The sequence below is a fragment of the Micromonospora sp. NPDC048909 genome, assembly GCF_040649635.1.
In the GTDB taxonomy this organism is placed as follows: domain Bacteria; phylum Actinomycetota; class Actinomycetes; order Mycobacteriales; family Micromonosporaceae; genus Micromonospora.
Map to the genome: position 1 here is coordinate 1,073,751 of NZ_JBEZFU010000001.1, position 22,690 is coordinate 1,096,440.

22 protein-coding genes and 1 pseudogene are annotated in these 22,690 nt (G+C 71.7%); 16 read left to right on the forward strand and 7 right to left on the reverse strand.

The genetic code is table 11. The features are described from left to right. Positions 1–14 precede the first annotated feature (14 nt). The gene (locus AB0C04_RS05190) at positions 15–2,054 is read left to right on the forward strand and encodes a protein kinase (protein WP_357048503.1); all 2,040 of its coding nucleotides are present in this window, start codon (positions 15–17) and stop codon (positions 2,052–2,054) included. A gap of 89 nt (positions 2,055–2,143) precedes the next feature. Next, on the forward strand, positions 2,144–2,386 hold the full coding sequence (locus tag AB0C04_RS05195) for a hypothetical protein (protein ID WP_357048506.1): 243 nt from the start codon (positions 2,144–2,146) through the stop codon (positions 2,384–2,386). Positions 2,387–2,496: 110 nt separating this feature from the next. On the opposite strand, the gene AB0C04_RS05200 is transcribed toward AB0C04_RS05195, so the two are convergent. Then, the gene (locus tag AB0C04_RS05200; RefSeq protein WP_350867346.1) at positions 2,497–3,252 is read right to left on the reverse strand and encodes a GH25 family lysozyme; all 756 of its coding nucleotides are present in this window, start codon (positions 3,250–3,252) and stop codon (positions 2,497–2,499) included. A gap of 212 nt (positions 3,253–3,464) precedes the next feature. On the opposite strand from AB0C04_RS05200, the gene AB0C04_RS05205 reads away from it, so the two are divergent. From AB0C04_RS05205 to AB0C04_RS05220, 4 genes are all read left to right on the forward strand, one after another. After that, positions 3,465–4,208: a M50 family metallopeptidase gene (locus tag AB0C04_RS05205; protein WP_357048510.1), complete on the forward strand. Its 744-nt coding sequence runs from the start codon at positions 3,465–3,467 to the stop codon at positions 4,206–4,208. A gap of 110 nt (positions 4,209–4,318) precedes the next feature. Beyond that, positions 4,319–5,302 carry a 2-dehydropantoate 2-reductase N-terminal domain-containing protein gene (locus AB0C04_RS05210; protein ID WP_357048513.1) on the forward strand — a complete coding sequence of 328 codons (984 nt, stop codon included), beginning with the start codon at positions 4,319–4,321 and terminating at the stop codon, positions 5,300–5,302. 62 nt (positions 5,303–5,364) lie between these two features. Continuing rightward, the gene (locus AB0C04_RS05215; RefSeq protein WP_357048516.1) at positions 5,365–5,865 is read left to right on the forward strand and encodes a SigE family RNA polymerase sigma factor; all 501 of its coding nucleotides are present in this window, start codon (positions 5,365–5,367) and stop codon (positions 5,863–5,865) included. After that, entirely contained in the window at positions 5,858–6,721 is an 864-nt protein-coding gene (locus AB0C04_RS05220) for a hypothetical protein (protein WP_357048519.1), read from the forward strand. The genes AB0C04_RS05215 and AB0C04_RS05220 overlap by 8 nt, the downstream gene beginning before the upstream one ends. Before the next feature lie 139 nt (positions 6,722–6,860). Here AB0C04_RS05220 and AB0C04_RS05225 read toward each other — a convergent pair whose 3' ends face one another. Further along, positions 6,861–8,444: an acyl-CoA carboxylase subunit beta gene (locus AB0C04_RS05225; protein WP_350867338.1), complete on the reverse strand. Its 1,584-nt coding sequence runs from the start codon at positions 8,442–8,444 to the stop codon at positions 6,861–6,863. 104 nt (positions 8,445–8,548) lie between these two features. Here AB0C04_RS05225 and AB0C04_RS05230 point away from each other — a divergent pair, with 104 nt between their 5' ends. Both AB0C04_RS05230 and AB0C04_RS05235 read left to right on the forward strand, forming a co-directional pair. Continuing rightward, positions 8,549–9,424, forward strand: coding sequence for a biotin--[acetyl-CoA-carboxylase] ligase (locus AB0C04_RS05230; protein WP_357048523.1), 876 nt, complete (start codon positions 8,549–8,551; stop codon positions 9,422–9,424). A gap of 149 nt (positions 9,425–9,573) precedes the next feature. After that, positions 9,574–10,146 (forward strand): PH domain-containing protein, encoded by a 573-nt coding sequence (locus AB0C04_RS05235; RefSeq protein ID WP_350867334.1) that lies wholly within the window; start codon positions 9,574–9,576, stop codon positions 10,144–10,146. Positions 10,147–10,279: 133 nt separating this feature from the next. On the opposite strand, the gene AB0C04_RS05240 is transcribed toward AB0C04_RS05235, so the two are convergent. Continuing rightward, positions 10,280–10,990: a GtrA family protein gene (locus tag AB0C04_RS05240; protein ID WP_357048527.1), complete on the reverse strand. Its 711-nt coding sequence runs from the start codon at positions 10,988–10,990 to the stop codon at positions 10,280–10,282. A 63-nt stretch (positions 10,991–11,053) separates the two neighbouring features. Then, positions 11,054–11,904, reverse strand: a pseudogene (locus tag AB0C04_RS05245) (GtrA family protein); the annotation flags it as partial. Between the two features lie 139 nt (positions 11,905–12,043). Between AB0C04_RS05245 and AB0C04_RS05250 the strand changes: the two are divergent. From AB0C04_RS05250 to AB0C04_RS05265, 4 genes are all read left to right on the forward strand, one after another. Beyond that, complete coding sequence (locus AB0C04_RS05250; protein WP_357048530.1) at positions 12,044–13,888, forward strand: phosphoenolpyruvate carboxykinase (GTP); 1,845 nt, start codon at positions 12,044–12,046, stop codon at positions 13,886–13,888. 37 nt (positions 13,889–13,925) lie between these two features. Beyond that, a complete protein-coding gene (locus AB0C04_RS05255; protein ID WP_357048533.1) occupies positions 13,926–14,801 on the forward strand; it encodes a hypothetical protein in 876 nt (291 codons plus the stop codon). A 177-nt stretch (positions 14,802–14,978) separates the two neighbouring features. Further along, the gene (locus AB0C04_RS05260; protein ID WP_357048536.1) at positions 14,979–16,121 is read left to right on the forward strand and encodes a geranylgeranyl reductase family protein; all 1,143 of its coding nucleotides are present in this window, start codon (positions 14,979–14,981) and stop codon (positions 16,119–16,121) included. A gap of 31 nt (positions 16,122–16,152) precedes the next feature. Further along, complete coding sequence (locus AB0C04_RS05265; protein ID WP_350867324.1) at positions 16,153–16,923, forward strand: isoprenyl transferase; 771 nt, start codon at positions 16,153–16,155, stop codon at positions 16,921–16,923. Positions 16,924–16,947: 24 nt separating this feature from the next. Here the strand turns inward: AB0C04_RS05265 and otsB are convergent, their stop codons facing one another. The 3 genes from otsB to AB0C04_RS05280 form a co-directional block, all read right to left on the reverse strand. Next, on the reverse strand, positions 16,948–17,772 hold the full coding sequence (gene otsB / locus AB0C04_RS05270) for a trehalose-phosphatase (protein ID WP_357048541.1): 825 nt from the start codon (positions 17,770–17,772) through the stop codon (positions 16,948–16,950). 70 nt (positions 17,773–17,842) lie between these two features. After that, positions 17,843–18,196 carry a hypothetical protein gene (locus AB0C04_RS05275; RefSeq protein WP_357048544.1) on the reverse strand — a complete coding sequence of 118 codons (354 nt, stop codon included), beginning with the start codon at positions 18,194–18,196 and terminating at the stop codon, positions 17,843–17,845. Positions 18,197–18,358: 162 nt separating this feature from the next. Continuing rightward, positions 18,359–18,802 carry an XRE family transcriptional regulator gene (locus AB0C04_RS05280; protein WP_357048547.1) on the reverse strand — a complete coding sequence of 148 codons (444 nt, stop codon included), beginning with the start codon at positions 18,800–18,802 and terminating at the stop codon, positions 18,359–18,361. A gap of 264 nt (positions 18,803–19,066) precedes the next feature. On the opposite strand from AB0C04_RS05280, the gene AB0C04_RS05285 reads away from it, so the two are divergent. The 4 genes from AB0C04_RS05285 to AB0C04_RS05300 all read left to right on the forward strand — a co-directional run bounded on the left by AB0C04_RS05285 (position 19,067) and on the right by AB0C04_RS05300 (position 22,582). Continuing rightward, entirely contained in the window at positions 19,067–19,411 is a 345-nt protein-coding gene (locus AB0C04_RS05285) for a hypothetical protein (protein ID WP_357048552.1), read from the forward strand. A gap of 31 nt (positions 19,412–19,442) precedes the next feature. After that, complete coding sequence (locus tag AB0C04_RS05290) at positions 19,443–19,778, forward strand: hypothetical protein (protein WP_357048555.1); 336 nt, start codon at positions 19,443–19,445, stop codon at positions 19,776–19,778. A 434-nt stretch (positions 19,779–20,212) separates the two neighbouring features. Beyond that, on the forward strand, positions 20,213–21,628 hold the full coding sequence (locus tag AB0C04_RS05295) for a PhoH family protein (protein WP_357048558.1): 1,416 nt from the start codon (positions 20,213–20,215) through the stop codon (positions 21,626–21,628). Between the two features lie 273 nt (positions 21,629–21,901). Further along, on the forward strand, positions 21,902–22,582 hold the full coding sequence (locus AB0C04_RS05300; RefSeq protein WP_357048561.1) for a lytic transglycosylase domain-containing protein: 681 nt from the start codon (positions 21,902–21,904) through the stop codon (positions 22,580–22,582). The last annotated feature ends 108 nt before the right edge of the window (positions 22,583–22,690 follow it).

A 22,690-nucleotide genomic window follows, 5' to 3' on the forward strand; every position in this document is an offset into this window, starting at 1 on the left:
GTACCGTCTCAGCGATGTCGAACGCGCTTCCCCAACTCGTCGCTGACCGTTACCGGCTTATTTCGCCGCTCGGTCAGGGCGGCATGGGTCGGGTGTGGAAGGCGCGCGACGAGGTGCTGCACCGGGACGTGGCGATCAAGGAATTAGTCCCGCCGCCCGGCCTCACCGACGACGAGCGCCGTGAGATGCGGGAACGCTCGCTTCGCGAGGCTCGGGCCATCGCCCGGCTCAACAACGTCAACGTCGTCCGCATCTTCGACGTGCTGCGTACCGACGGCGATCCGTGGATCGTCATGGAGTACGTCGCGTCGAAGTCGTTGCAGGACACTCTCGCCGAGTCCGGCCCGGTCACGCCGGCCCGCGCGATCGACATCGGCCTCGGGGTGCTCGGCGCGCTGAAGGCCGCGCACAAGGCCGGGGTCATGCACCGGGACGTCAAGCCGGGCAACGTGCTGCTCGGCGACGACGGCCGGGTGGTGCTGACCGACTTCGGTCTCGCCACCATCCCGGGCGACCCGAACGTGACCCGCACCGGCATGGTGCTCGGCTCACCCGCCTACATCGCGCCGGAGCGGGCCCGGGACGGCACCGCCGGGCCGGAGGCCGACCTCTGGTCGCTGGGCGCCACGCTCTACGCGGCGGTCGAGGGCAAGTCGCCGTACGCGCGGCCGTCGGCGATCGGCACTCTCGCGGCGCTCGCCACCGAGCCGATGCCGCCGCCGAAGAACGCCGGACCGCTGAAGCCGGTGCTGCAGGGCCTGCTGCGCAAGGACCCGACCGAGCGGATCACCGCCGAGGTGGCGGAACGGTTGCTGCGTCGCGCCGACGGCAAGCGTTCGCGGGGCATCTCGCTGCTCGACGGCGTACGCCGACCGGGGCCCAACGGTCCGCGCCTGCCGCGCCCGGCTGTGGTGCCGGCCCCGCGCCCGGCCGAGCGGGTCGACCCGCCGGCCGCTCCGCCGGCGCCTCGCACGCCCCCGGCGGCGGCTGCCGGCGCGGCGGCCGCGGCCGCTTCGGTCGGTGCGGACGACGTCACGACGAAGGTCCCGGCCAGCGCTGACGCCGCGCCGACCGCGAAGGTGGACCGGCCGACGGCCGACGCCGACCCGACCAGCAAGATCGAGGCACCCGCGTCACCGGCCTCGGCGCCCACCTCCTCGGCGCCCACCTCCCCGGCCCCGACCGACACGCGATCGGACACGACCGCGACGGACGAGCCCGGCGACGAGCCGACGGCGGTGGCCGAGCAGATCCCGGTCGACCAGGTGGATCCTGCCGGGGCGGCCAATCCGACCTCGGTGCTGCCGGTCAGTCCGTCGGCCCCGCCGGCCGGGCGGGCGCCGATCCCGTTGCCCACCGGGGCGCCGGCCGACCGGAAGCGACGCAACCTGCTGATCGGCGTGCTGGTCGCCGTGCTGCTGCTCGGCCTCGCGATTGTCGTGCCGCTGCTGTCCAGCGGCGACGACCCCGAGGGCGGTGACACGCCACAGGCCAACAGCAGCAGCGCGAACCCGCCGTCGGCGGCAGCGCCGACCTCCGCGCCGGCCACTCCGCCGCCGACCAGCGCGGCACCCAGCGTGACCCCGTCGGCGAGTGCCTCTGCCGGGGGCCTGCCGGCGGGCTGGACACTGCGCAAGGATCCGGTCGGCTTCGCCGTGCCGGTGCCGAACGGCTGGACCCGGAGTTCCGGGGGCACTTGGGTCAAATTCGAGGAGCCCAACGGTGTGCGCGAGCTGGTCATCGACCGGACCGACCAGCCGCAGTCGGACGCGGCAGCCGCATGGCGCGCCATCGAGCCCGACCGGAAGGGCCTGGTGCGCGACTACAAGGGGCTCGGCATCCGCTCTGTGAGCGGCTTCTGGAAGACCTGCGCGGACTGGGAGTGGCTGGAGACCCGTGACGGCACCCGGATCCACGTCCGTAACCGAGGTTTCGTGACCGCCCGCAACCGTGGTTTCGCGATTCGGTGGGAGGTGGCCGAGAAGGACTGGAAGGCCAACCTGCCGAACTTCGACCTGATCGCCCGCGAGTTCGTGCCCGACCGCAAGGACTGATCAGCGGGAATCGCATCCTCGCGAAACTGATTCGCATGGCCTTCCGTCGTTCGGGGTACCTGATCCTCGACGACGGAAGGAGGTACGACATGAGTTACCGACGGAGGGACACCCGACCGCGGTTGGCACTGTGGATGCTCGTCGCGCTCGGCGACGCGATCCTGGTCCTGGCCAGCATCGGGATCCCGGTGCTCATCGCGCTGTTCAGCGTCGTGGCCGTCACCGTCGCCGGGGTGGGTGCCCGGCTGCTGATGCGGCGCGGGGCCCTGGTCCGCGAGGAGGCGGTCCCCGCCCGGGTCGCGGTGCCGATGGGAAGCCGGCGCCGGGCCTGACCGACCGGCGTCGCGGCTGAGCCGCAGAGGTGGCGTGGCGGCAGCCGGACCAGTTGTCAACCGTACGGTGACAGCCGATCCCGCTGCCGCCAACTGCCGGGCCGGGCGGATCAGGCGGTGTTGTTCGCGAGCGCGATTAGCCGGGTGCGGTCACCGTTCCAGTAGTTGCGGTCGACGTTGCCGCTGATCCCCGAGACGGTGCCGGTGCTGGTGTACTGCCAGAAGCTCCAAACCGGTGCGCCGGCCGGCAGGGTGCCGGGCGCGCTGGCCCAGCGGGCGACCCAGAGCGGGTGGTTGGCCCACGGCCCGGTCCAGCTGCCGGTGCACTGGTTCCAGAAGCTGGTCGTGGTGTAGATGACCGCGTAGCGGCCGGTGCGCGAGCGGTAGGTGTTGAGGAAGTCCTGCACCCAGTTGCGCATGCCGGTGGTGCTGAGGCCGTAGCAGTAGCCGCCGCTGTACGGGTTGGCCTCCAGGTCCAAAGCCGCGGGTAAGGTGCGGCTGTCCGCGGACCAGGCGCCGCCGTTGGAGGCCAAGTAGTTCGCCTGGACCGCGCCGGAGGAGATGTTGGGACGGGCGAAGTGGTACGCCCCGCGGATCACCCCCGCGTTGTACGCGTTGACGTAGTTGGCGTTGAAGTTCGGGTCCTTGTAGCTCGTCCCCTCGGTGGCCTTGATGAAGGCGAACTGGATGCCGGCGTTGCGCACGCTCGTCCAGTTGATGCTGCCCTGGTAGCGCGAGACGTCGATGCCGGGCGTGGTGGCGGCGGCGGCCGGGCCGGCGGTGGCGACGAGCCCCGCGGCCGCGGTGGCGAGGACGGTGAGGCCGGCCGCGAGGAGCCGACGCAGCGGAGATCTGGTGGGGGTCATGGGTCCCTCCAAGTAGCCATCGATTGATGCTCATCTTTGGAGGTAATCGCCCAAGAACGCAAGGGGGGTTAAAGAAACTTTCATGGACGGCGGCATGGCGGGCCCCGCCATTGACGCCGTGTGCCGGTCGCCGCACAGCCCGTGACCGGCGTGCTCGCCCCGTCGGGTGGGGGGCCTGGCGACGAGCGTGTGGGCCGGTAGGCTCGCGCCCCATGGTGTCGTTCGACGGGCTGACCAACCTCTGGGACCGGCTGATCAGCGCGCAGCCCGACCCGCCGCCGCTGCTGGTGCTGCTCACCGCGCTCATCGCGCTGCTGGTGGTCTCGACCCGCCTGCCCTGGCGGGTCGCCCGTAACGCGATCACCATCGCCCACGAGGGCGGTCATGCCCTCGTCGCCCTGCTCACCGGCCGGAAACTGCGCGGCATCCGGCTGCACTCGGACACCTCGGGGCTGACCCTCTCCGCCGGCCGACCGAGTGGGCCGGGCATGATTCTCACCCTGCTCGCCGGGTACATCGCCCCGCCGCTGGTCGGGTTGGCCGGCGCGTGGCTGCTCGGCGGCAACCGGATCACGCTGCTGCTCTGGGTGGCCGTGGCGCTGCTGCTCGCCATGCTGGTCATGATCCGCAACGCCTTCGGCGTGGTCTCGCTGCTGGTCACCGGCGGCGTGGTGCTCGCCGTGTCCTGGTACGCCTCGCCGCAGGTGCAGGCGGCGTTCGCGTACACCGGGGTGTGGTTCCTGCTGCTCGGCGGCGTACGGCCGGTGGTGGAGCTGCAGCGGTTGCGCACCCGGGGCCGGATGCCCGCCTCCGACGCCGACCAGCTCGCCGGGCTCACCCCGTTCCCGCCGTTCTTCTGGGTCACCCTCTTCGCCCTGGTCAACCTGGTCGTGCTGGTGGCCGGCGCTCTGCTCCTGACCGGCCCCATCCTCACCGACGCCGGCCTCACCCTGTAACGGGTCGCGTCGATCATGCAGTTGTGGTGCCTCATATAAGCCGCACATCGGGCTAACTCGGGCACCACAAGTCCATGATCGACGGTGTGGGTGCGAGGCAGAATGGGCGGATGCGCTATGTGATCATCGGGGCCGGGGCGGTTGGCGGGACCATCGGGGTGCGGCTGGCGGAGGCGGGACACGAGGTCACGCTCGTGGCCCGGGGCGCGCATCTGGCGGCGATCCGGGAGCGAGGGCTGACCCTGCGCCAACCGGAGCAGGAGCTGACCGCGCGGCTGCCCGCGGTCGATGCCCCGGACGGGCGGCCCTTGCCCGCCGACACCGTGCTGGTGCTCACCGTCAAGTCGCAGGACACCGCGGCAGCGCTGGCCACCTGGGTGGACGCGCCGGTGGTCGGCGGCGGCACGGCCGGCGAACGCCTGCCGTTGCTCACCGCGCAGAACGGGGTGGCGAACGAGTCCACCGCGCTGCGGCGCTTCGCCCGGGTGCACGGGGTGTGCGTCTGGCTGCCCGCCACCCACCTGGAGCCGGGAGTGGTGGTGGCCAACGGCCACCCGCACCCGGGGATGCTGCACCTCGGCCGCTACCCGTCCGGATCGGACGACACCGACCGCGCGGTCGCCGCCGAGCTGACCGCCGCCGGCTTCGTCGCGCCGGTCCGGCCGGACGTGATGCGCTGGAAGTACGGCAAGCTGCTCGGCAACCTGGGTAACGGACTCCAGGCGCTCCTCGGTCGGGACATCCCGGAGGAGCTGGCCGGCCGGGTGCGGGCCGAGGGCGAGGCGGTGCTCGCCGCGGCCGGAATCGCGCACACCAGCCAGGACGAGGAGACCGCCCAGCGGGGTGACCTCGTGCAGCGCCGGCCGGTCGGCGGCGAGCAACGGGCCGGTGGCTCCACCTGGCAGAGCCTGGCCCGGGGCGCCGGCTCGGTCGAGACCGACCACCTCAACGGCGAGGTCGTGCTCCTCGGGCGGCTGCACGACGTACCGACGCCGGCCAACGACGCGGTGCAGCGGGCGGTACGCCGCGCGGCGCGGGAGCGGATCCCGGCCGGCGAGTTCCCCCGGGTGGAGCTGGCGAAATTGCTCGGCTGAGCAGGCAACCGTCGGCACCGGCCGGCGCGTGTCCACTGCGACCGCCACGGGGAGGTAGCCAGGTGCCGGACGTCGAGGGATTCGACGAGTTCTACCGAGGTAGCCGACAACGGCTGCTCGGCTTCGTCTACGTGCTCACCGGGGATCTCGCCGAGGCGCAGGACGCGGTCCAGGAGGCGTACATCCGGGCCTGGCAGCGTTGGTCCACGGTGAGCGGCTACGACGACCCGGAGGCGTGGACCCGGGTGGTCGCCGCCCGGATCGCGGTGAGCCGTTGGCGCAGCCTGCGCAGCCGGGCCCGGGCCTACCTGCGGCACGGCAGCGTCGAGACCACCCCGGGCCCGGGCACCGAGACGGTCGAGGTGGTCGCCGCGTTACGCCGGCTCCCCGAGGAGCAACGCACCGCGATCGCGCTCTACTACCTGCTCGGCATGCCGGTCGCCGAGGTGGCCCGGGAGACCGACGCCCCGGTGGGCACCGTCAAGGCCCGCCTCTCCCGGGGACGTACCGCGCTCGCCGGGCTGCTCGCCGTCTCTGACCTTGAGGAGGCCGCTGATGCGTGACGACCTGACATTCGTCGAGAAGGTGCAGCGGGACCTGCGTGACGTGCGCTGGCCCGGCCCGGAGGAGATCCGGGCCCAGGCCCGCCGCCGTAGCCGTCACCGGATGACGGCCGCAGCGACCGCGGTGCTGGCGCTCGCCGCAGCCTCCGCCGTCGCGGTCGTCGCACCGGGTCGATCCTGGACACCCCCGACCGCCTCGGTCGATCCGAGCGTGCCCGTCCGTGCGGAGATCACCACAGAGGCTCTGCTCCGGCCGGCCGATCTCGGGCTGGCGTCGGCGGATACCCAGCTCACCGGGTCGGGGCTGGCGGAGCCGATCCGGATCGACGACATGCTCGGCGCCTGCCGGACGAGCCAGGGGCTGGCGCAGACCTGGCCGTCCCGTTGGTCGCGATCGCAGACCCTCCTGACCGAGCGGCCGGACGGCGTCGACCTCGCGCCCGGCGACGTGCTGGCGATGCAGGACGTCTACCGGCTCACGCCGGAGGGAGCCAAGGCGTTCCTCGCCGACCTCGACCAGGTCATCGCCCCGTGCGTGCAGTGGCGCAGCGTCGGGCCGTACGAGTCGAAGGGGCGGGCCGGCACGGCGGAGGCGGTACACCACTGGCGGATCGTCCAGCGGGACTTCGCGGGGGACGATGCCGCCATGGTGCAACACGTCGTGTCCGGGGTCCGCGACATGAAGACCGGCGAGACGATCGGCGACGTGCCCCAGCCGACCTACAAGGCGATCATCCGGGTCGGTGACCTCGTCGCGGTACTCGGCCTCGGGCGGTACGGCACCGAGTCCGAGCTGCTCCAGCTCGCCACGGTGGCGGCCGGAAGGATGTGTCAGGCGGCGAACCCGGACTGCTGAGCCTGCCGTTGATCCCGCGCAACTTCAGGGAAAATGTCGCCTCCGGGCTGCGGGAGGCCGCAGTTCCCTGAAGTTGCGCGGATCTTGCCGCCGGCGGCGACGTTGAGCGTCGGCGGCGACGCGGGGCGTGCGGCGGGATCTACAGCGGGATGTTGCCGTGCTTCTTGGGAGGCAGGGTCTCCCGCTTGGTGCGCAGGACGCGCAGCGCCCGGACGATCTGGGTGCGGGTCTCGTGCGGCGGGATGACCGAGTCGACATACCCGCGCTCGGCGGCCACGTACGGGTTGGCCAGGGTGTCCTCGTACTCGGCGATCTTCTCGGCCCGCAGCGCGGCCGGATCGTCCGCGCCCGCCAGCTCCGAGCGGTAGAGGATGTTCACCGCCCCCTGCGCGCCCATCACCGCGATCTGCGCGGTCGGCCAGGCGAAGTTCAGGTCCGCGCCCAGGTGCTTGGAGCCCATCACGTCGTACGCCCCGCCGTACGCCTTGCGGGTGATGACGGTGACCTTCGGGACGGTGGCCTCGGCGTACGCGTAGATGAGCTTGGCGCCGCGGCGGATGATGCCGTCCCACTCCTGCCCGGTGCCGGGCAGGAAGCCGGGAACGTCCACGAACGTCAGCACCGGGATGTTGAACGCGTCGCAGGTGCGGACGAACCGGGCGGCCTTCTCGGAGGCGGCGATGTCGAGCGTGCCGGCGAAGTGCATCGGCTGGTTCGCCACCACGCCGACCGGCCGCCCCTCGACCCGGCCGTAGCCCACCACGATGTTCTGCGCGTAGAGCGGCTGGACCTCCAGGAACTCCCCGTCGTCCAGCACGTGCTCGATCACCCGGTGGATGTCGTACGGCTGGTTGGCCGAGTCCGGGATCAGCGTGTCCAGCTCCCGGTCCTCGTCGGTGATCTCCAGGTCGGCATCGGCGGGGTAGACCACCGGCTCGTCGAGGTTGTTCGACGGCAGGTACGACAGCAGCGCCTTGACGTACTCGATCGCGTCGTCCTCGTCGCTGGCGAGGTAGTGCGCGTTGCCGCTGCGCGAGTTGTGGGTGCGGGCGCCGCCCAGCTCCTCCATCGCCACGTCCTCGCCGGTGACCGTCTTGATGACGTCCGGGCCGGTGATGAACATGTGCGAGGTCTGGTCGACCATCACGGTGAAGTCGGTGACCGCCGGGGAGTAGACCGCCCCGCCGGCGCAGGGCCCCATCACCAGCGAGATCTGCGGGATGACCCCGGAGGCGCGGACGTTGCGGAAGAAGATCTCGCCGTAGAGGCCGAGGCTGGCCACGCCCTCCTGGATCCGGGCGCCGCCGGAGTCGTTGATGCCGACCACCGGGCAGCCGATCTTCATGGCCAGGTCCATCACCTTGACGATCTTCTCGCCGAAGACCTCGCCGAGGGAGCCGCCGAAGACCGTGAAGTCCTGGGCGAAGACGCAGACCTGCCGGCCGTCGACGGTGCCGTAGCCGGTCACCACGCCGTCACCGTACGGGCGGGTCTTCTCCAGGCCGAAGGTGGTGGACCGGTGCCGGGCCAGCTCGTCGAGCTCGACGAAGGAGCCCTCGTCGAGCAGCAGCTCGATCCGCTCCCGCGCGGTCTTCTTGCCCCGGGCGTGCTGCTTCTCGACCGCGCGCGCCGACCCGGCGTGCACCGCCTCGTCGACCCGGCGCTCCAGGTCCGCCAGCTTGCCCGCGGTGCTGTGGATGTTGATCCCGGTCTCGGTAGTCACCCAGGGAATATAACGATGGTTCAGGTCGGTGCCGTTGTGCAGTTCGCCTCAGCTCTGCGCCGAGGGGCCGCAGGTGGGCGCGGGGTGCGCCGTAGGCTGGCGGAATGCCGGGCTCGCCGTACACCGATCTGGAACGCCCGCCGCTCTCGGCGGCGCGGCTGCGGCGGGCGCTGGTCGCCCCCTACGGCCCGTGGGCCCGGCTGGAGCTGCGGGCCGAGACCGGCTCCACCAACGCCGACGTGGCCGAGGCGGCCCGGGCCGGCGAGCCGGAGGGGCTGGTGGTGGTCGCCGAGCGGCAGACCGCCGGCCGCGGCCGGCGCGGCCGGGTCTGGCAGTCGCCGCCGCGGGCGGGCATCGCGACCAGCGTGCTGCTCCGGCCCGGCGAGGCCGTCGCCGAGCGCGGCTGGGCGCCGGCGCCACCCACCGGGTACGGCTGGCTGCCGCTGCTCGCCGGGGTCGCGCTGGTCGAGGCGGTGACCCGGCTGGCCGAGCTGGATGCGGTGCTGAAGTGGCCGAACGACCTGCTCATCGACGGCGCGAAGTGCGCCGGTGTGCTCCTCGAGGCGGTGCCCGGTGGGTCGCCGGCCGCGCCGCCGGCCATCGTGCTCGGCATCGGGCTCAATGTGACACTCCGCGCTGACGAGCTGCCGGAGAACCCGACCGGGCTGCCGGCCACCTCGCTGCGACTGGCCGGCGCCACGGCCACCGACCGCGACCCGCTGCTGCGGGCGCTGCTGCGCGCGGTCGCCGACTGGTACGACCGCTGGCGCACCGCCGGTGGCGACGCGACGGCCAGTGGCCTGCGGGAGGCCTACCTCGCCGCGTGCGCCACGGTCGGCCGCCCGGTACGTGTGCTGCTGCCCGGGGGTCAGGAGCTGACCGGCACGGCCACCGGGGTGGACCCGGACGGCCAACTGGTGGTCGACACCGCCGACGGCGAGCGTCATCTGGCCGCCGGCGACGTGCTGCACCTGCGCTGAGTGCCGGCTCGCGGCACGGGGTGCGGCCGTGCGCCGGTGAGCGGAGCGCGCAAGATCACGTAGCTGGGCCGGTGCCGGCCGCGCGGCTGATGGCCCGTCGCGCCGTGACCGGTTACGGTCAGCGCGTCCGTTCCTGCGAGGAGGTTTCCGTGGCGTTCCCCGAAGACGTGCTCACCGAGGACGAGCACGTCGTGCTGCACCTGCATCCGCACTGGAAGGCGCTGATCCGGCCGGTCGCGGTGCTGGTGCTCGCCGTCGCCGCGGTGGTGGTCGGCGTGCTCCTGCTACCCGCGGGCGGCGGTGGCTCGATCGCGCTCGCCGTGATCGGCGTCATCGCCCTGGTGGCGGTGCTCTGGCTCGCGCTCTGGCCGTTCCTGGTCTGGCGCACCACGCACTATCTGTTCACGAATGAGCGGGTGCTGCTCCAGCAGGGTGTGTTCTCCCGGGATCGGCGGGACATCCCGCTCACCCGGATCAACGACCACGCGATGAACCAGCGTTTCGTCGAGCGGCTGCTCGGCTGCGGGACGCTGACCATCGAGTCGGCCGGCGAGCGCGGGCAGTCCGTGCTCACCGACGTGCCGCGGGTTGGCCAGGTGCAGACCAAGCTCTACGAGCTGGTCGAGGCGCACCACGACAAGCACTCCCTGGGCGACGGCGAGATGCGGGAGATCCTCGCCGACATGCGCGAGGGCAAGCCCCTCCGCGACCCCACCGCCTGACCCCCGCGTTCGCCCGCATTGATCATGAAGTTGTTGTCCGTCAGGACACGCCGTGCCCGGTGACGACAACTTCATGATCAACGCAGCTGCCCCCGGCCGGACCGGCCGGGGGCTTTCGGATGGGTCGGGTTGGTCAGCGGCGAGGCGAGCGGCGGGTGGCGGCCTGGAGCTCGGCGGCCAGCTCCGCGTCCAGATCCGTACCGGCCAGGCGGGCGTCCATGACGCCCGGCCGCCCCTGGTTGGGAGCGCCGGGCTGGCCGGCCCCCCTCGCCGCTCCCGGTTGGCCGGCCGGCGGCTGGGACTCCTCGAGCTCGGAGACCGACTCGGCCAGCTCGGCGACCGGATCCATCTCGGCCATGGTGTCCCACTCGTCACGTGGGATGCGGTGCCAGTTCTCCTCCTCCGGCGCGGGGGCCGGCTGGAAGACGAACGTCCGGTAGGACCAGAACCTGAACAGCGTGGCCAGCAGGACACCGCCGGTCTTCGCCACGTTCAACGCCAGCAGGCTGTTCACCCCGAGGCCGTACTTGGCCGCGGCGAGTACGCCCAGCTCGATGAAGAGGCCGGTCGCGTTGAAGAGGAAGAACAGGACGTACTCGCGCCGTAGCGCGGATTTGGGTCGGTCCCGGTACGTCCAGTGACGATTCATCAGATACGACGTGATCGTCGCCACCACGGTGGCGATCACGGTCGCCTTCAGCTGACCGTCGACGAAAACAGTCAGTGCCAGGGCATTGAACACCGCGTAATTGATGACGGTGTTGATGCCGCCGACGATGCCGAATTTGAGCGCCTCGTGGATGAACTTCTGCCAGCGCTCAGGCAGCAGACGGACAAGACGCATGCGGAACACCTTAGGGCAGTCGGTTTAGCCGGCAGGCTCCGGCCGGACGGGATGGGCGGCAGGTCACGCCCCGTGGTCTCGGTCGTGCTTCACTTCCGGAACGGCTGGGGTTCCCGCTTCCACGAAGACGAACCGTCGGTAGGACCAGAATCGGAACAGCGTCCCGAGCCCGGTGCCGACGATGAAGCTGGCGATGTTGTCGGCCAGCGGGGTCTGGAAGACCTCCGGCCAGATGCTGCCCAGCCCGTAGCGGCTGATGGCGAGGCAGGCCACCGCGATGCCGAGCCCGACGGCGTTGAAGAAGAAGAACAGTGCGTACTCGCGCGCCGGGTTGTTGCGCTGGCGGTGCCGCCAGGTCCAGAACCGGTTGCCCAGGAAGGCGATCGTCGCGGCGATCACGGTGGAGATCGTCTTCGCGGTCACCTGCTCCATGCCCCGCATGGTGGTCAGGTAGTTGAAGAGCGCGAAGTCGAGCAGGAAGGCGACCCCGCCCACGGTGGCGAACTTGCTCAGCTCGTGGATGAGGTGACCGAACCGGTCCAGCAGGGCGCCGATCAGACCCGTGCGGGTCTGCGGAGAGCCCGGTTGCTCTCCGGTCATCGTCGCGGCCACCCGCCGAGCCTACCGGCTGCTGACACGTCGCACGGGTAGCAACGGCGAGCAGGGGCGGCCGGCAGGGGCGGGCCGCGCGGCGTCCGCGGTGGACATGAACAGAGCGTAACCGCAGGGACCGCGGATCCGGACCGGATTCGGCGATCCGGGAGGCATCGACGCCAGCCGTACGGGTACTCGATGTGTGCCGCGCGATCCAGGCGCGGTGGAAGGTCCACAGCAAGATTTGCGTGAAACTGCGCGGAAAAACGGGTATCAGCTCGCGATGTCGCAGCGTGGCCGTACCTTGTGCAGTTCTTCACAACCAGTCCCACTGACTCGGGAGGCTGCCCGGTTTACGCTGAGCGCAATCCCAGGTTTCCACGATGGCGACGCGGTTCCCGCCCGCCAAGACTCGTGCATCCCATAGATCGGTCAGCGTCGACCACAAGGAGATGTGTCATGGTTGCTCCGGCTGTTGTTCGGGGTATCGATCAGGCCCCGACGTCCCATCCCAAACTTCTTGCCTGGGTCCGTGAGGTCGCGGAACTGACCACCCCCGAGCGGGTGGTCTGGGTGGACGGGTCCGACGAGGAGTGGCGCCGCCTCACCGATGAGCTGGTGGAGGCCGGCACCCTGATCCGCCTCAACCCGGAGAAGAAGCCGAACTCGTTCTACGCGCGCACCGACCCGTCGGACGTCGCCCGGGTCGAGGAACGCACCTACATCTGCTCCGTCGACGAGGCGGACGCCGGCCCCACCAACAACTGGATGGCGCCGGCCGAGATGAAGCGCACGATGACGGACCTCTACCGCGGCTCGATGCGGGGCCGGACGATGTACGTCATCCCGTTCGTGATGGGGCCGGTCGAGTCCGAGAGCCCCATGTTCGGCGTCGAGATCACCGACAGCCCATACGTGGTCGCCTCGATGCGGATCATGACCCGGATGGGCGCGTCGATCCTCGAGGCGATGGGGACCGACGCGGACTTCGTGCACGCGCTGCACTCGATCGGCGCGCCGCTCGCCCCCGGCCAGCAGGACGTCGCCTGGCCTTGCAACGAGACCAAGTACATCTCGCACTTCCCGGAGACCCGGGAGATCTGGTCGTACGGGTCCGGTTACGGCGGCAACTCGCTGCTCGGCAAGAAGTGCTACTCGCTGCGGATCGCCAGCGTGATGGGGCGCGACGAGGGCTGGCTCGCCGAGCACATGCTGATCCTCAAGATCACCTCGCCGGAGGGCAAGGTCTACCACATCGCCGGCGCGTTCCCGTCCGCCTGCGGCAAGACCAACCTGGCGATGGTGGAGCCGACCATCCCGGGCTGGAAGGTCGAGACCATCGGCGACGACATCGCCTGGATGCGGTTCGGCGAGGACGGACGCCTCTACGCGGTCAACCCGGAGTACGGCCTCTTCGGCGTCGCGCCGGGCACCGACTGGAAGACCAACGCCAACGCGATGCGCACCCTCGACCGGGGCAACTCCGTCTTCACCAACGTGGGCCTCACCGACGACGGTGACGTCTGGTGGGAGGGCATGGGCGAGCCGCCGGCGCACCTGATCGACTGGAAGGGCAACGACTGGACGCCGGAGAGCGACAGCCTCTCCTCGCACGCGAACAGCCGGTTCTGCACCCCGATCACCCAGTGCCCGATCCTGGCCGAGGACTACTACGACCCGAACGGCGTGCCGATCGACGCGATCCTCTTCGGCGGCCGTCGCAAGGACACCATCCCACTGGTGACCGAGGCGCGCGACTGGGTGCACGGCGTCTACATGGGTGCCACGCTCTCCTCGGAGACCACCGCGGCCGCGTCCGGCGCGGTCGGCGTGGTGCGCCGGGACCCGATGGCGATGCTGCCGTTCATCGGCTACAACGCCGGCGACTACTTCCGGCACTGGATCGAGATGGGCAAGGGTGCCGACGGCGACGAGGCCAAGCTTCCGAAGATCTACTACGTCAACTGGTTCCGTAAGGACCCGGAGGGCAACTTCCTCTGGCCGGGCTTCGGCGAGAACTCCCGGGTGCTCAAGTGGGTCGTCGAGCGGATCGAGGGTCGGGCCGACGCGGTGGAGACCCCGGTCGGCATGGTGCCGGCGCCCGACGCGCTGGACGTCGACGGTCTGGACATGACCCCGGAGGACGTCCGGATCGCGCTGAAGGTAGACCCGGACGAGTGGCGCAACGAGCTGCCACTGGTCACCGAGTGGTTCGAGAAGTTCGGCGACAAGCTGCCCGGGGTCCTCTGGGCGGAGTTGGACGCGCTGCGCGCGCGGCTCGACGCGGAGCAGCCGCAGCGGTAGGTGTACCGCTTGCCCACGCGGGGCATCATCGGATCCCATGAGGACGGCCGCCGAGACCGAGGTCCGGCGGCCGTCCGCCGTCCGGGCGTTGACCTCGCTGCTCGCGGTCACGGCGGCGGCGACCGTCGTGGTCGAGCTGCTCAACTGGTGGTACGCCCCGGAGCAGGGCTTCGGCCTCGCGGTCCGGACCGGCTGGGCGATGCTGCGCTCGCTCGGCTTCCTGGTGCTGATCGGGCACGTCCGTCGCGGTAGGACGGTGGCCCGGCCGTTCGGGCTGATCCTCGCCGTGACCACGGTCTTCGCCGTCGCCCGGCTGATCGTGCCCCGGCAGGGGGTGCCGCCGCTGCCCGGGGTGCTCGGCTTCGCGCTGCTGACCGGGCTCTGCGGGGCGGTGGTCTGGCTGCTGTACCGCTCGCCGGCCCTCGCCGGGCACCTGGTCTGGCACCGCCCCCGGCTGGTCATCGACCGGTCCGGCTTCTCGTGGCGGGAGGTGCCACCGCGCCGCCCGGAGGCCAGCGGCTGGCTGCTCACGAGCCGGGTGGCCGCGTTCACCTACAGCCCGTTGATGCTGGTGCCCGCCCTCGTCGCCGGGGGCGCGGTGCTGGACGGCCGGCTGATCGCCGTGCCCGCCGTGCTGATCTGGTTCGGCGCCGGGGTGGTCACCAGCTACGCGGTGCTCCTGTGCACCGCCTTCCTCATGCGTGGCCGGCGCTGGGCCCGGGGTCTGCTGGTCGCCGTCACGGCGGTGGTGCTCGCCGTCGACCTGCCGCTCTGCCGGTGGCTTCTCGGCGTGGACGGCCTGGTCCGGGACGGCGGCCCCCTGGTGGCCGCCGCTGCCGTCGCCCTCTACGGCCTCTATCGCGCCACCCGCGCCGAACAAGCCACCTCCACCCCCACCCCCTTCACCGGTTGATCATGAGGTTTGCGGCGCTCCGGGAGATCGAACCCGCCGCAATCCTCATGATCAACGGCGGGAACGTGGGGGCTGGCCGGTGCGGTATCGGCGATCGTGAGCGGGGAGCGGGCAGGATGAGGCGGACGGGGCCAGCCGACCCGGTGCGCCGGGTGACCGCCGGAGGAGGGCGACGCGATGAGCGACGAATTCGACGTGGTGGTGGTCGGGGCCGGTCCGGCGGGGTCGGCCGCCGCGTTGGCGGCCCGGCGGGGCGGGGCCCGGGTGCTGCTGTTGGACCGGGCCGACTTCCCCCGGGACAAGGCGTGCGGGGACGGCATCGCCGCGCACGCGCTGGACGTCCTCGACGAGCTGGGAGTGCGGGACGCGGTGGCCGGGTACCCCCCGCTGCCGGCGCTGCGGCTGGTCGGCCCGGGCGGTGACACCGTCGCCCGGACGCTGCCCCGGCCGGCGTACACGGTGCCCCGGGAGGTCTTCGACGCCCGTCTGGTGGCCGCGGCGGTGGCCGCCGGCGCGGAGCTGCGCCGGCACGCCGTCCGCCGGGTCGAGCAGCGCGGCGACCGGGTGGTGCTCGACGGGGAGCTGGCCGCGCGGGTGGTGGTGGGCGCGGACGGCGCCGGGTCGGTGGTCCGGCGGGCGCTCGGGCATCCGGTGAACCCGGACCGCCACCTGGCGCTGGCCATGCGGGGATACGCGCCCGCCCGGCCCGGGCCGGCGGAGCAGCTCATCGTCACCGCCGACGCCCGCTGGCCCGCGTACGCCTGGTCCTTCCCGATCGGCGACGGGCGGGCGAACATCGGGTACGGGGAGGTGCTGCGGGGCGAGCCGCTGACCCGGGAGCACCTGCTCGACCGGCTCGCCGCGCTGCTGCCCGGGACGGACCCGGCCACCGTCGACGGGTTGCGCGCCCACCACCTGCCGCTGTCGACGCACCGGCCGTCGCCGGGCCGGGGGCGGGTGCTGCTGGCCGGTGACGCGCTGTCACTGATCAATCCGTTCACCGGCGAAGGGATCTTCTACGCCCTGCTCTCCGGAGCGCTGGCTGGCGCCGCGGCGGCCGGGTCGCCGGGGCGCGCCGCCGCGCGGTACACCGGCAGCCTGCGCCGCCGGCTCGGGACGCACCTGCGGCACAGCTCGATGGCGGCCTGGCTGGCCCGGCACCGCCGGGTGGTCGACGCCGCGATCCGGGCCGCCCGGCGGGACGACCGGGTCTACCGCACCGTCGTGGAGCTGGGACTCGGCGACGGACGGCTGGACGCGCGCACTCTCGGCATGATCGGCATCGGTCTCGCGGGGCGGGATCAGCCTCCGAGGCGGTGATCCCACCAGCAGGTCGCTACGCTGCTAGGTGATGTCTCTGCGGAACCTTATCTACTCCGTGTACGAGCGCCGCCTGACGGCGAAGCTCGTGGGTAAGCCGGTGCCCCGACACGTCGGCGTGATGTGCGACGGCAACCGGCGGTGGGCCAAGGAGATGGGCTACGTCGACCCGAACGACGGGCACCGGGTCGGTGCCGCCAAGATCAAGCATGTGCTGGGCTGGTGCGACCAGGCCGGTATCGCGCACGTCACCCTCTACCTGCTGGCCACCGACAACCTGCGTCGGCCGGCCAGCGAGCTCGACCCGCTGCTCCAGATCATCGAGGACCTGGTGGTGGAACTGGCCGAGGAGGGCAACCCCTGGCGGCTGCGGATGGTGGGCGCGCTCGACCTGCTGCCCGCGCAGACCGCGGCCGCGCTCAAGGCGGCCGAGGAGCGCACCCGGGACCGCAGCGGCGGGGCCGAGGTGAACATCGCGGTCGGCTACGGTGGCCGGCGGGAGATCACCGATGCCGTCCGCTCCCTGCTGCTGGAGCACGCGGCCGCCGGTGGCACCATCGAGGAGCTGGCCGAGGTGCTGGACGTCGAGCACATCGCCGAGCACCTCTACACCCGTGGCCAGCCCGACCCTGACCTGGTCATCCGGACCAGCGGCGAGCAGCGTCTCTCCGGCTTCATGCTCTGGCAGTCGGCGCACTCCGAGTTCTACTTCTGCGAACTCAACTGGCCCGACTTCCGGCACATCGACTTCCTCCGGGCGCTGCGGTCGTACGCCAACCGCCAACGCCGCTACGGCACCTGAGGCGGGCCCGAGGCCGGTCGGCTCTCAGGCGAGGTGGTGGGTGGCCTCGGTGAGGAAGTCGCCGAGGGCGGCGGGGGAGTCGATGGTGAGGTCGGCCGCGGTGGCCACCTCCTGACCGGTCTCCGGGTTGGCCACGGCCACGCAGACGGCGAAGAAGTCCGGGTCGGCGGCGGCCCGCGCGCGGAGCGCGGCGAACGCCTTGATGTCGGAGACGTCGTCGCCGAAGTACCAGGCGGCGCCGGCGTCCCGGATCACCTCGCCGATCACCATGCCCTTGTCCCGGTCGACCGGGGGCTTGAGCTCGAGCACCATGCGACCCGCCTGCACCCGCAGCCCCAGGCGGTCGGCCTGAGCCCGGCCCCACTCCTGCACCGCCTCACCGAGCTGGGGCGCGGTGCGCCAGTGCAGCGCCACGGAGAGCCGCTTGAACTCGACGAGGGTCCCCGCGGGAAGCTCGCGGCGGGCCAGGTCGGCGAGCTCGCCCATGGTCGGCACCCAGGGCAGCGCGGCCGGCTCGGTCACCGTCTCGCCGCCCGAGTGGCTGTGCTCCAGGCCGTAGAGTCCGTAGAGGTCGACCCCGGCGAGGCCGCCGAGGTGCTCGCGGAGGAACTCCACCGGGCGGGCCGAGACGATCGCGACCCGCCGCACCAACGGCGCGAGCGCCTCGATCGCAGCCACCACCTTGGGGGCGGGCTGCACGGCGGTCGGGTCGTCGTCGACCGGCGCGAGGGTGCCGTCGAAGTCGAAGAAGAGCACGGTTCCAGCCGCCCGATCGGCGGTCGTCTGCCAGGCCTCATCGGCGTTCAACGGGGTCATCGGCTGGTGGTTGCCCAGATTCAACGGCGGCACGCGCGTCAGCGTACCCCGGTTTTGGCGGCGCATTCGTGGCCGAGATGACCCCTCGGCGAGGGCGCGGGGATCAGCGTTCGGCGGCTCCCCGTCCACGGCGTCCGAAGGGCACGACCGCCGCCTCCTGGCCGTGGCTGAGCAGATAGCCCTCCACGAACCCGGTGTTGCGGTCGCCGGTGTGCGACTCGATCTCGTTCAGCCGCGCCACCAGGAACTCGGTGAGCGCGCTGATCCGGTCGTTCAGCCGTTCGTGCAGCTCGGCCAGCACGGCCAGGATGACCGCGGTGCCGGCGATGGTGAGCGCGAAGAGGTTCACGAGCAGCGGAAGCTGCCCGCCGTCGACCGCGAGGGTCACCGCGTTCCCGGTGACGCACAGCGTCAGCGACACCGTGGCCACCACAACTGCCAACCATTTCAGGGTCATGGACAGACCCCTCCTTCTGTCCCGCAGGGCTGGGTTCGGCCTTGTCCCGTCCCCCCGCCGACGACGAGCCCAAGCAGTACGAATAGGGACGCTAGCGTGCCCGTTCCTGCCCCGGAGCGAAACGAATGAGTCCGACCTGCCGTTCTTTCGCCATCTGAGGAACTACCCGGCTTGTTTCCCTCGCTTTCGGACATCGACCGGGAGAGTCGGGCGATAAGCGAGGTAGCGAATGGTTTCGCGGATGTGGAACTTCTCCGCGTCCGACACGTTCGGGTCGACCAGCCGGCGCAGCAGCGCCTCCACGTCCGGGTCCATCGGCGGGGCCGGCTGACCGCCCCGTGGGGCGGCGGCGGCGCGGTCCCAGCCGAGAGCGGCGAACGCGGCGGCCGGGTTGAGGCCGAGGCCCTCGCAGAAGGCCACCACCCGCTCGGCCTCCGGGTCGCTGGCCCAGTCGCCGCGAACCCACCGGTTGATGGTCTGTCGGGAGACGCCGGTGCGTCGAGAGACCTCGGTGCCGCTCCATGCCCGGGTGGCCCGCGCCTCGTCGAGCGCGCGTCGGACGAAGGTGGCGAAGGCGATCTTTCGTGCGTTGGCCGTCTCGGTCACCTCGTGACGGTACGGCCAGTCGGCCCGGGACGGGGTCCCCGGCACGCTGCTGTCACGCGAACGTGACGGCGCTTTCGGATTTCCGGTAAACGATCCAGGGCCGCTTCTGAGGGGTGCCACCTGGGTAGAATAGATCACCGTAGGTGTCAGGGTAAACGGACGAAAAGCTGATACTGTCACGCTCATGGGACAATCTACGGTGTGTCACGTGCCTGAGACGATTGGTGCTCACATGCGTCACGCCCCCGGTGCGAGGGGGGTGTGGTGACCGAACTCGCGACCCGCGCCCAGGCCTTCAGCCTGATCGCCCAGGGGGTCGAGGCCGGCCTGAGCGCCCCCTGGCGCCTCTACCTCGCCCGGGGCTGCCGGTACCTCTCGCTGAGCGTGGGCGACCGGGCCGAGTGGAACGCCTGGCGTACCCACCTCAACTGCCCGGAACTGAGCGTCCGGGTCTACGACGCCGGCGGGGAGATCCGCCGGTCGTCGGTGGCCGAGGTGGTCCTGGACGACTGCCGGATCAGCGTCGAGCTGGTCGAGGAGGTCAGCACCGACGACCTGGACCGGCTGCTGGTCGCCGATCCCACCTCGGTCGAGCCGGAGGAGCGATGACCCGGTACCCGCGGCACACCGGAGCCGCCCGATGAGCCCGTTCCTCGCGATCTTCCTGGTGTTGGTGCTCGGCGCGACCAGCTACGCCGCCGGCCGGCTGCACGGGCAGCTCAGCTACCGCATCGGCTACCGGTTCGGCTACCGGCAGGGTTACTTCGACGGCGACCGCGGCGCCTGGAACCGGCGTCGCCGGGACGCGCAGGCCGCCATCGCGTCGGCGCTGTCCGCGGCCCCGCCGAGCACGATCCGGGTGGGCGGGACGGTGGTCCGCCCCGGCACCACCTACACCGGCTCGTCGTTCACGGCGCCGGCCGCCCCGGTCACCGGGCGGCACCCGACCGGCACCCTGGTCCGACGGACCGGTTGAGACGGTCGGTGGGGCAACCCCGGGCGGGGCGCCCCACCTGCCGGCGACCAGACGCGGTGCGTCGTCCGCGGCGGACACGCACCGTCGGGGCCACGTCAGACCGGTGACGGTGGCCCCACCGGCCGGGATGCGCGCAGGGGGCATGCATCCCGGCCGGCTCCGCCGCCCGTGGCTCGGCAGCCGGCGTGCCCGATCGCGCCGGCTGCCGCCGGCCGTCCGACCGTTCACCGGGCGGTCTCCGAAGATCCACGATCGCCCTCTAGCCGGGATGCCCCGACGCGGCTAGCGTCTAGGCATGGCACGGGGTTCTCCCGGGCCAACCGGCCGCCCGGACCTGCGACCTCGCGCACGGGGCCCCGCATCCGACCCCGTGTCCCCGGGCACCGGAGGAGGCGGAACACGGGTGGCGGGTGCCCATCCGTCGGAGCAGGCCTGTGACGACTCGCCGCAACACCGCCGGTGCCGACCAGACCCCGGCCGCGACTGCCACGACCCGCCGCGCAAGCCGGAGCCGCCGTACCGCGGCCGCCGCGCCGGCCGACCCGAAGGAGCCGCGACCAGCAGGCCAGGTCTTCGTCCTGGACACCTCGGTACTGCTTTCCGATCCTGCCGCGTTCCACCGCTTCGCCGAGCACGAGGTGGTGCTGCCGCTGGTCGTGATCTCCGAGTTGGAGGGCAAGCGGCACCATCCTGAGCTCGGCTGGTTCGCCCGTCAGTCGCTGCGCATGCTGGACGAGTTGCGGGTACGCCACGGCCGGCTGGACCGGCCGGTGCCGGCCAACGACGCCGGTGGCACGCTGCGGGTCGAGCTGAACCACAGCGACGACGGCGTGCTGCCGCCCGGCTTCCGTACCGAGTCGAACGACGCCCGGATCCTCTCGGTGGCGCTCAACCTGGCCACCGAGGGCAGGGCGGTGACCCTGGTCAGCAAGGACATGCCGCTGCGGGTCAAGGCCGCCTCGGTCGGCCTGCGGGCAGACGAGTACCGGCACGGCCAGGCCGGCGACCCGACCTGGACCGGGATGTCCGAGCTGGAGCTCAGCGAGGAGCAGATCGGCCGGCTCTACGCCGGCGAGGTGCTCGACCTGGACGAGGCGGCCGGGCTGACCTGTCACACCGGCCTGGTGCTGCACTCCGCGCGGGGGTCGGCGCTCGGTCGGGTGCTCCCGGACAAGACCGTGCGGCTGGTCCGCGGCGACCGGGAGGCGTTCGGCGTGCACGGGCGCTCCGCCGAGCAGCGGATCGCACTGGACCTGCTGCTGGACGAGTCGATCGGCATCGTGTCGCTCGGCGGGCGGGCCGGCACCGGAAAGTCCGCCCTGGCGCTCTGCGCCGGCCTGGAGGCGGTGATGGAGCGGCGCCGGCACAAGAAGGTGGTCGTCTTCCGCCCGCTCTACGCGGTGGGCGGTCAGGAGTTGGGCTACCTGCCCGGGTCCGAGTCGGAGAAGATGTCGCCCTGGGCGCAGGCGGTCTTCGACACCCTCGGCTCGGTGGTGCACGAGAACGTGTTGGAGGAGGTCACCTCCCGCGGCCTGCTCGAGGTGCTGCCGCTGACCCATATCCGGGGGCGGAGCCTGCACGACGCGTTCGTGATCGTGGACGAGGCCCAGTCGCTGGAGCGGGGGGTGCTGCTCACCGTGCTGTCCCGGATCGGGCAGGGCTCCCGGGTCGTGCTCACCCACGACGTCGCGCAGCGGGACAACCTCCGGGTCGGCCGGCACGACGGGGTGACCGCGGTGATCGAGGCGTTGAAGGGCCATCCCCTCTTCGCTCACGTCACGCTCAGCCGTTCGGAGCGGTCCCCGATCGCCGCGATGGTGACGGATCTACTGGAGGACACCCCCGGCTGATGACCGTTATGTAGCTATTCGTCCGCATATTTTTTGTGGTGCAAGTCACAAAGGCGTCTCTTGGTTTCCCATCAGCCTCACTGTGCGCGATGGTGTCCCACGAGCGCCCGCGCCCCGGAAAGATCGTTGAGAATCGTTCGCCCCACTGGAACGAGATCGGCGGATACCGGTACGTCGGCGTTGACCGGCGACGGTCGGGGCGCTCACGGCGCGGGATCGGCCTCGACGGTCCGGGACCGCGCCGTGTCCTTGCCCCCGACGAAGGGAAACTTCGTGAGTCGGCTGTGGAGCCGGTTGGGTGCCCGTACGGCCGCCGTCGCACTGCTCTCCGTGGGCGTTGCCGGCGGCTTCTATCTGGGCGAAGACCGGGAGACCCAGCAACAGGGCCTCACCGCGCAGGTCGGCGCGGAGGTCGACCAGGCGGAGTACGACTATCAGCGTGAGCGGCAGGCCGCCCACCAGGTGCAGTCCGCCAAGCAGCGCGCCGCCGAGTACCAGGCCAAGCTGCGCGCCGCCGAGGCCGCCAAGGAGGCCGCCGAGCGGGCCCGTAAGGCCGAGCAGGCCGCCGCGTCCCGCAAGCGCGACCGGGAGGCGGCCCAGAAGGCGGCCGCCAAGCCGTACACCGGACCGATCCCGGCCTCCTGCGCGGAGTTCAGCGGCAACCGGAAGATCGGCTGCGCGGAGATGATCAAGGCGGGCTTCGGCATCGCGGAGTTCCCCTGCCTGGACCGGCTCTGGACCAAGGAGAGCGGCTGGAACCACAAGGCCCGCAACTCCTCGTCCGGGGCGTACGGCATTCCGCAGGCGCTGCCGGGCAGCAAGATGGGCTCGGTCGCCGACGACTGGCAGACCAACCCGGCGACCCAGATCAAGTGGGGCCTGGGCTACATCGAGGGCCGCTACGGCACGCCCTGCAAGGCCTGGGCGCACTCCCAGGACGTGGGCTGGTACTGATCCGGATGTGAGACCGGCGGGGCGGATGGATCATCATCCGCTCCGCCGTCCTCGTCCGGGCGGCCGGGACGCGAGTGGCGGTCGGCCCCGTTTGCTGATAGCAGTTGG

What these genes read in the sequence shown, in the direction of transcription:
- AB0C04_RS05210 (WP_357048513.1), top strand. Translation starts at nt 4,319, where the DNA reads ATGCGCTATGTGATCATCGGGGCCGGGGCGGTTGGCGGGACCATCGGG.
- AB0C04_RS05200 (WP_350867346.1), bottom strand. Translation starts at nt 3,252, where the DNA reads ATGACCCCCACCAGATCTCCGCTGCGTCGGCTCCTCGCGGCCGGCCTC.
- AB0C04_RS05260 (WP_357048536.1), top strand. Translation starts at nt 14,979, where the DNA reads ATGAGCGACGAATTCGACGTGGTGGTGGTCGGGGCCGGTCCGGCGGGG.
- AB0C04_RS05250 (WP_357048530.1), top strand. Translation starts at nt 12,044, where the DNA reads ATGGTTGCTCCGGCTGTTGTTCGGGGTATCGATCAGGCCCCGACGTCC.
- AB0C04_RS05275 (WP_357048544.1), bottom strand. Translation starts at nt 18,196, where the DNA reads ATGACCCTGAAATGGTTGGCAGTTGTGGTGGCCACGGTGTCGCTGACG.
- AB0C04_RS05290 (WP_357048555.1), top strand. Translation starts at nt 19,443, where the DNA reads ATGAGCCCGTTCCTCGCGATCTTCCTGGTGTTGGTGCTCGGCGCGACC.
- AB0C04_RS05190 (WP_357048503.1), top strand. Translation starts at nt 15, where the DNA reads ATGTCGAACGCGCTTCCCCAACTCGTCGCTGACCGTTACCGGCTTATT.
- AB0C04_RS05205 (WP_357048510.1), top strand. Translation starts at nt 3,465, where the DNA reads ATGGTGTCGTTCGACGGGCTGACCAACCTCTGGGACCGGCTGATCAGC.
- AB0C04_RS05240 (WP_357048527.1), bottom strand. Translation starts at nt 10,990, where the DNA reads ATGCGTCTTGTCCGTCTGCTGCCTGAGCGCTGGCAGAAGTTCATCCAC.
- AB0C04_RS05255 (WP_357048533.1), top strand. Translation starts at nt 13,926, where the DNA reads ATGAGGACGGCCGCCGAGACCGAGGTCCGGCGGCCGTCCGCCGTCCGG.
- AB0C04_RS05265 (WP_350867324.1), top strand. Translation starts at nt 16,153, where the DNA reads ATGTCTCTGCGGAACCTTATCTACTCCGTGTACGAGCGCCGCCTGACG.
- AB0C04_RS05195 (WP_357048506.1), top strand. Translation starts at nt 2,144, where the DNA reads ATGAGTTACCGACGGAGGGACACCCGACCGCGGTTGGCACTGTGGATG.
- AB0C04_RS05230 (WP_357048523.1), top strand. Translation starts at nt 8,549, where the DNA reads ATGCCGGGCTCGCCGTACACCGATCTGGAACGCCCGCCGCTCTCGGCG.
- AB0C04_RS05220 (WP_357048519.1), top strand. Translation starts at nt 5,858, where the DNA reads ATGCGTGACGACCTGACATTCGTCGAGAAGGTGCAGCGGGACCTGCGT.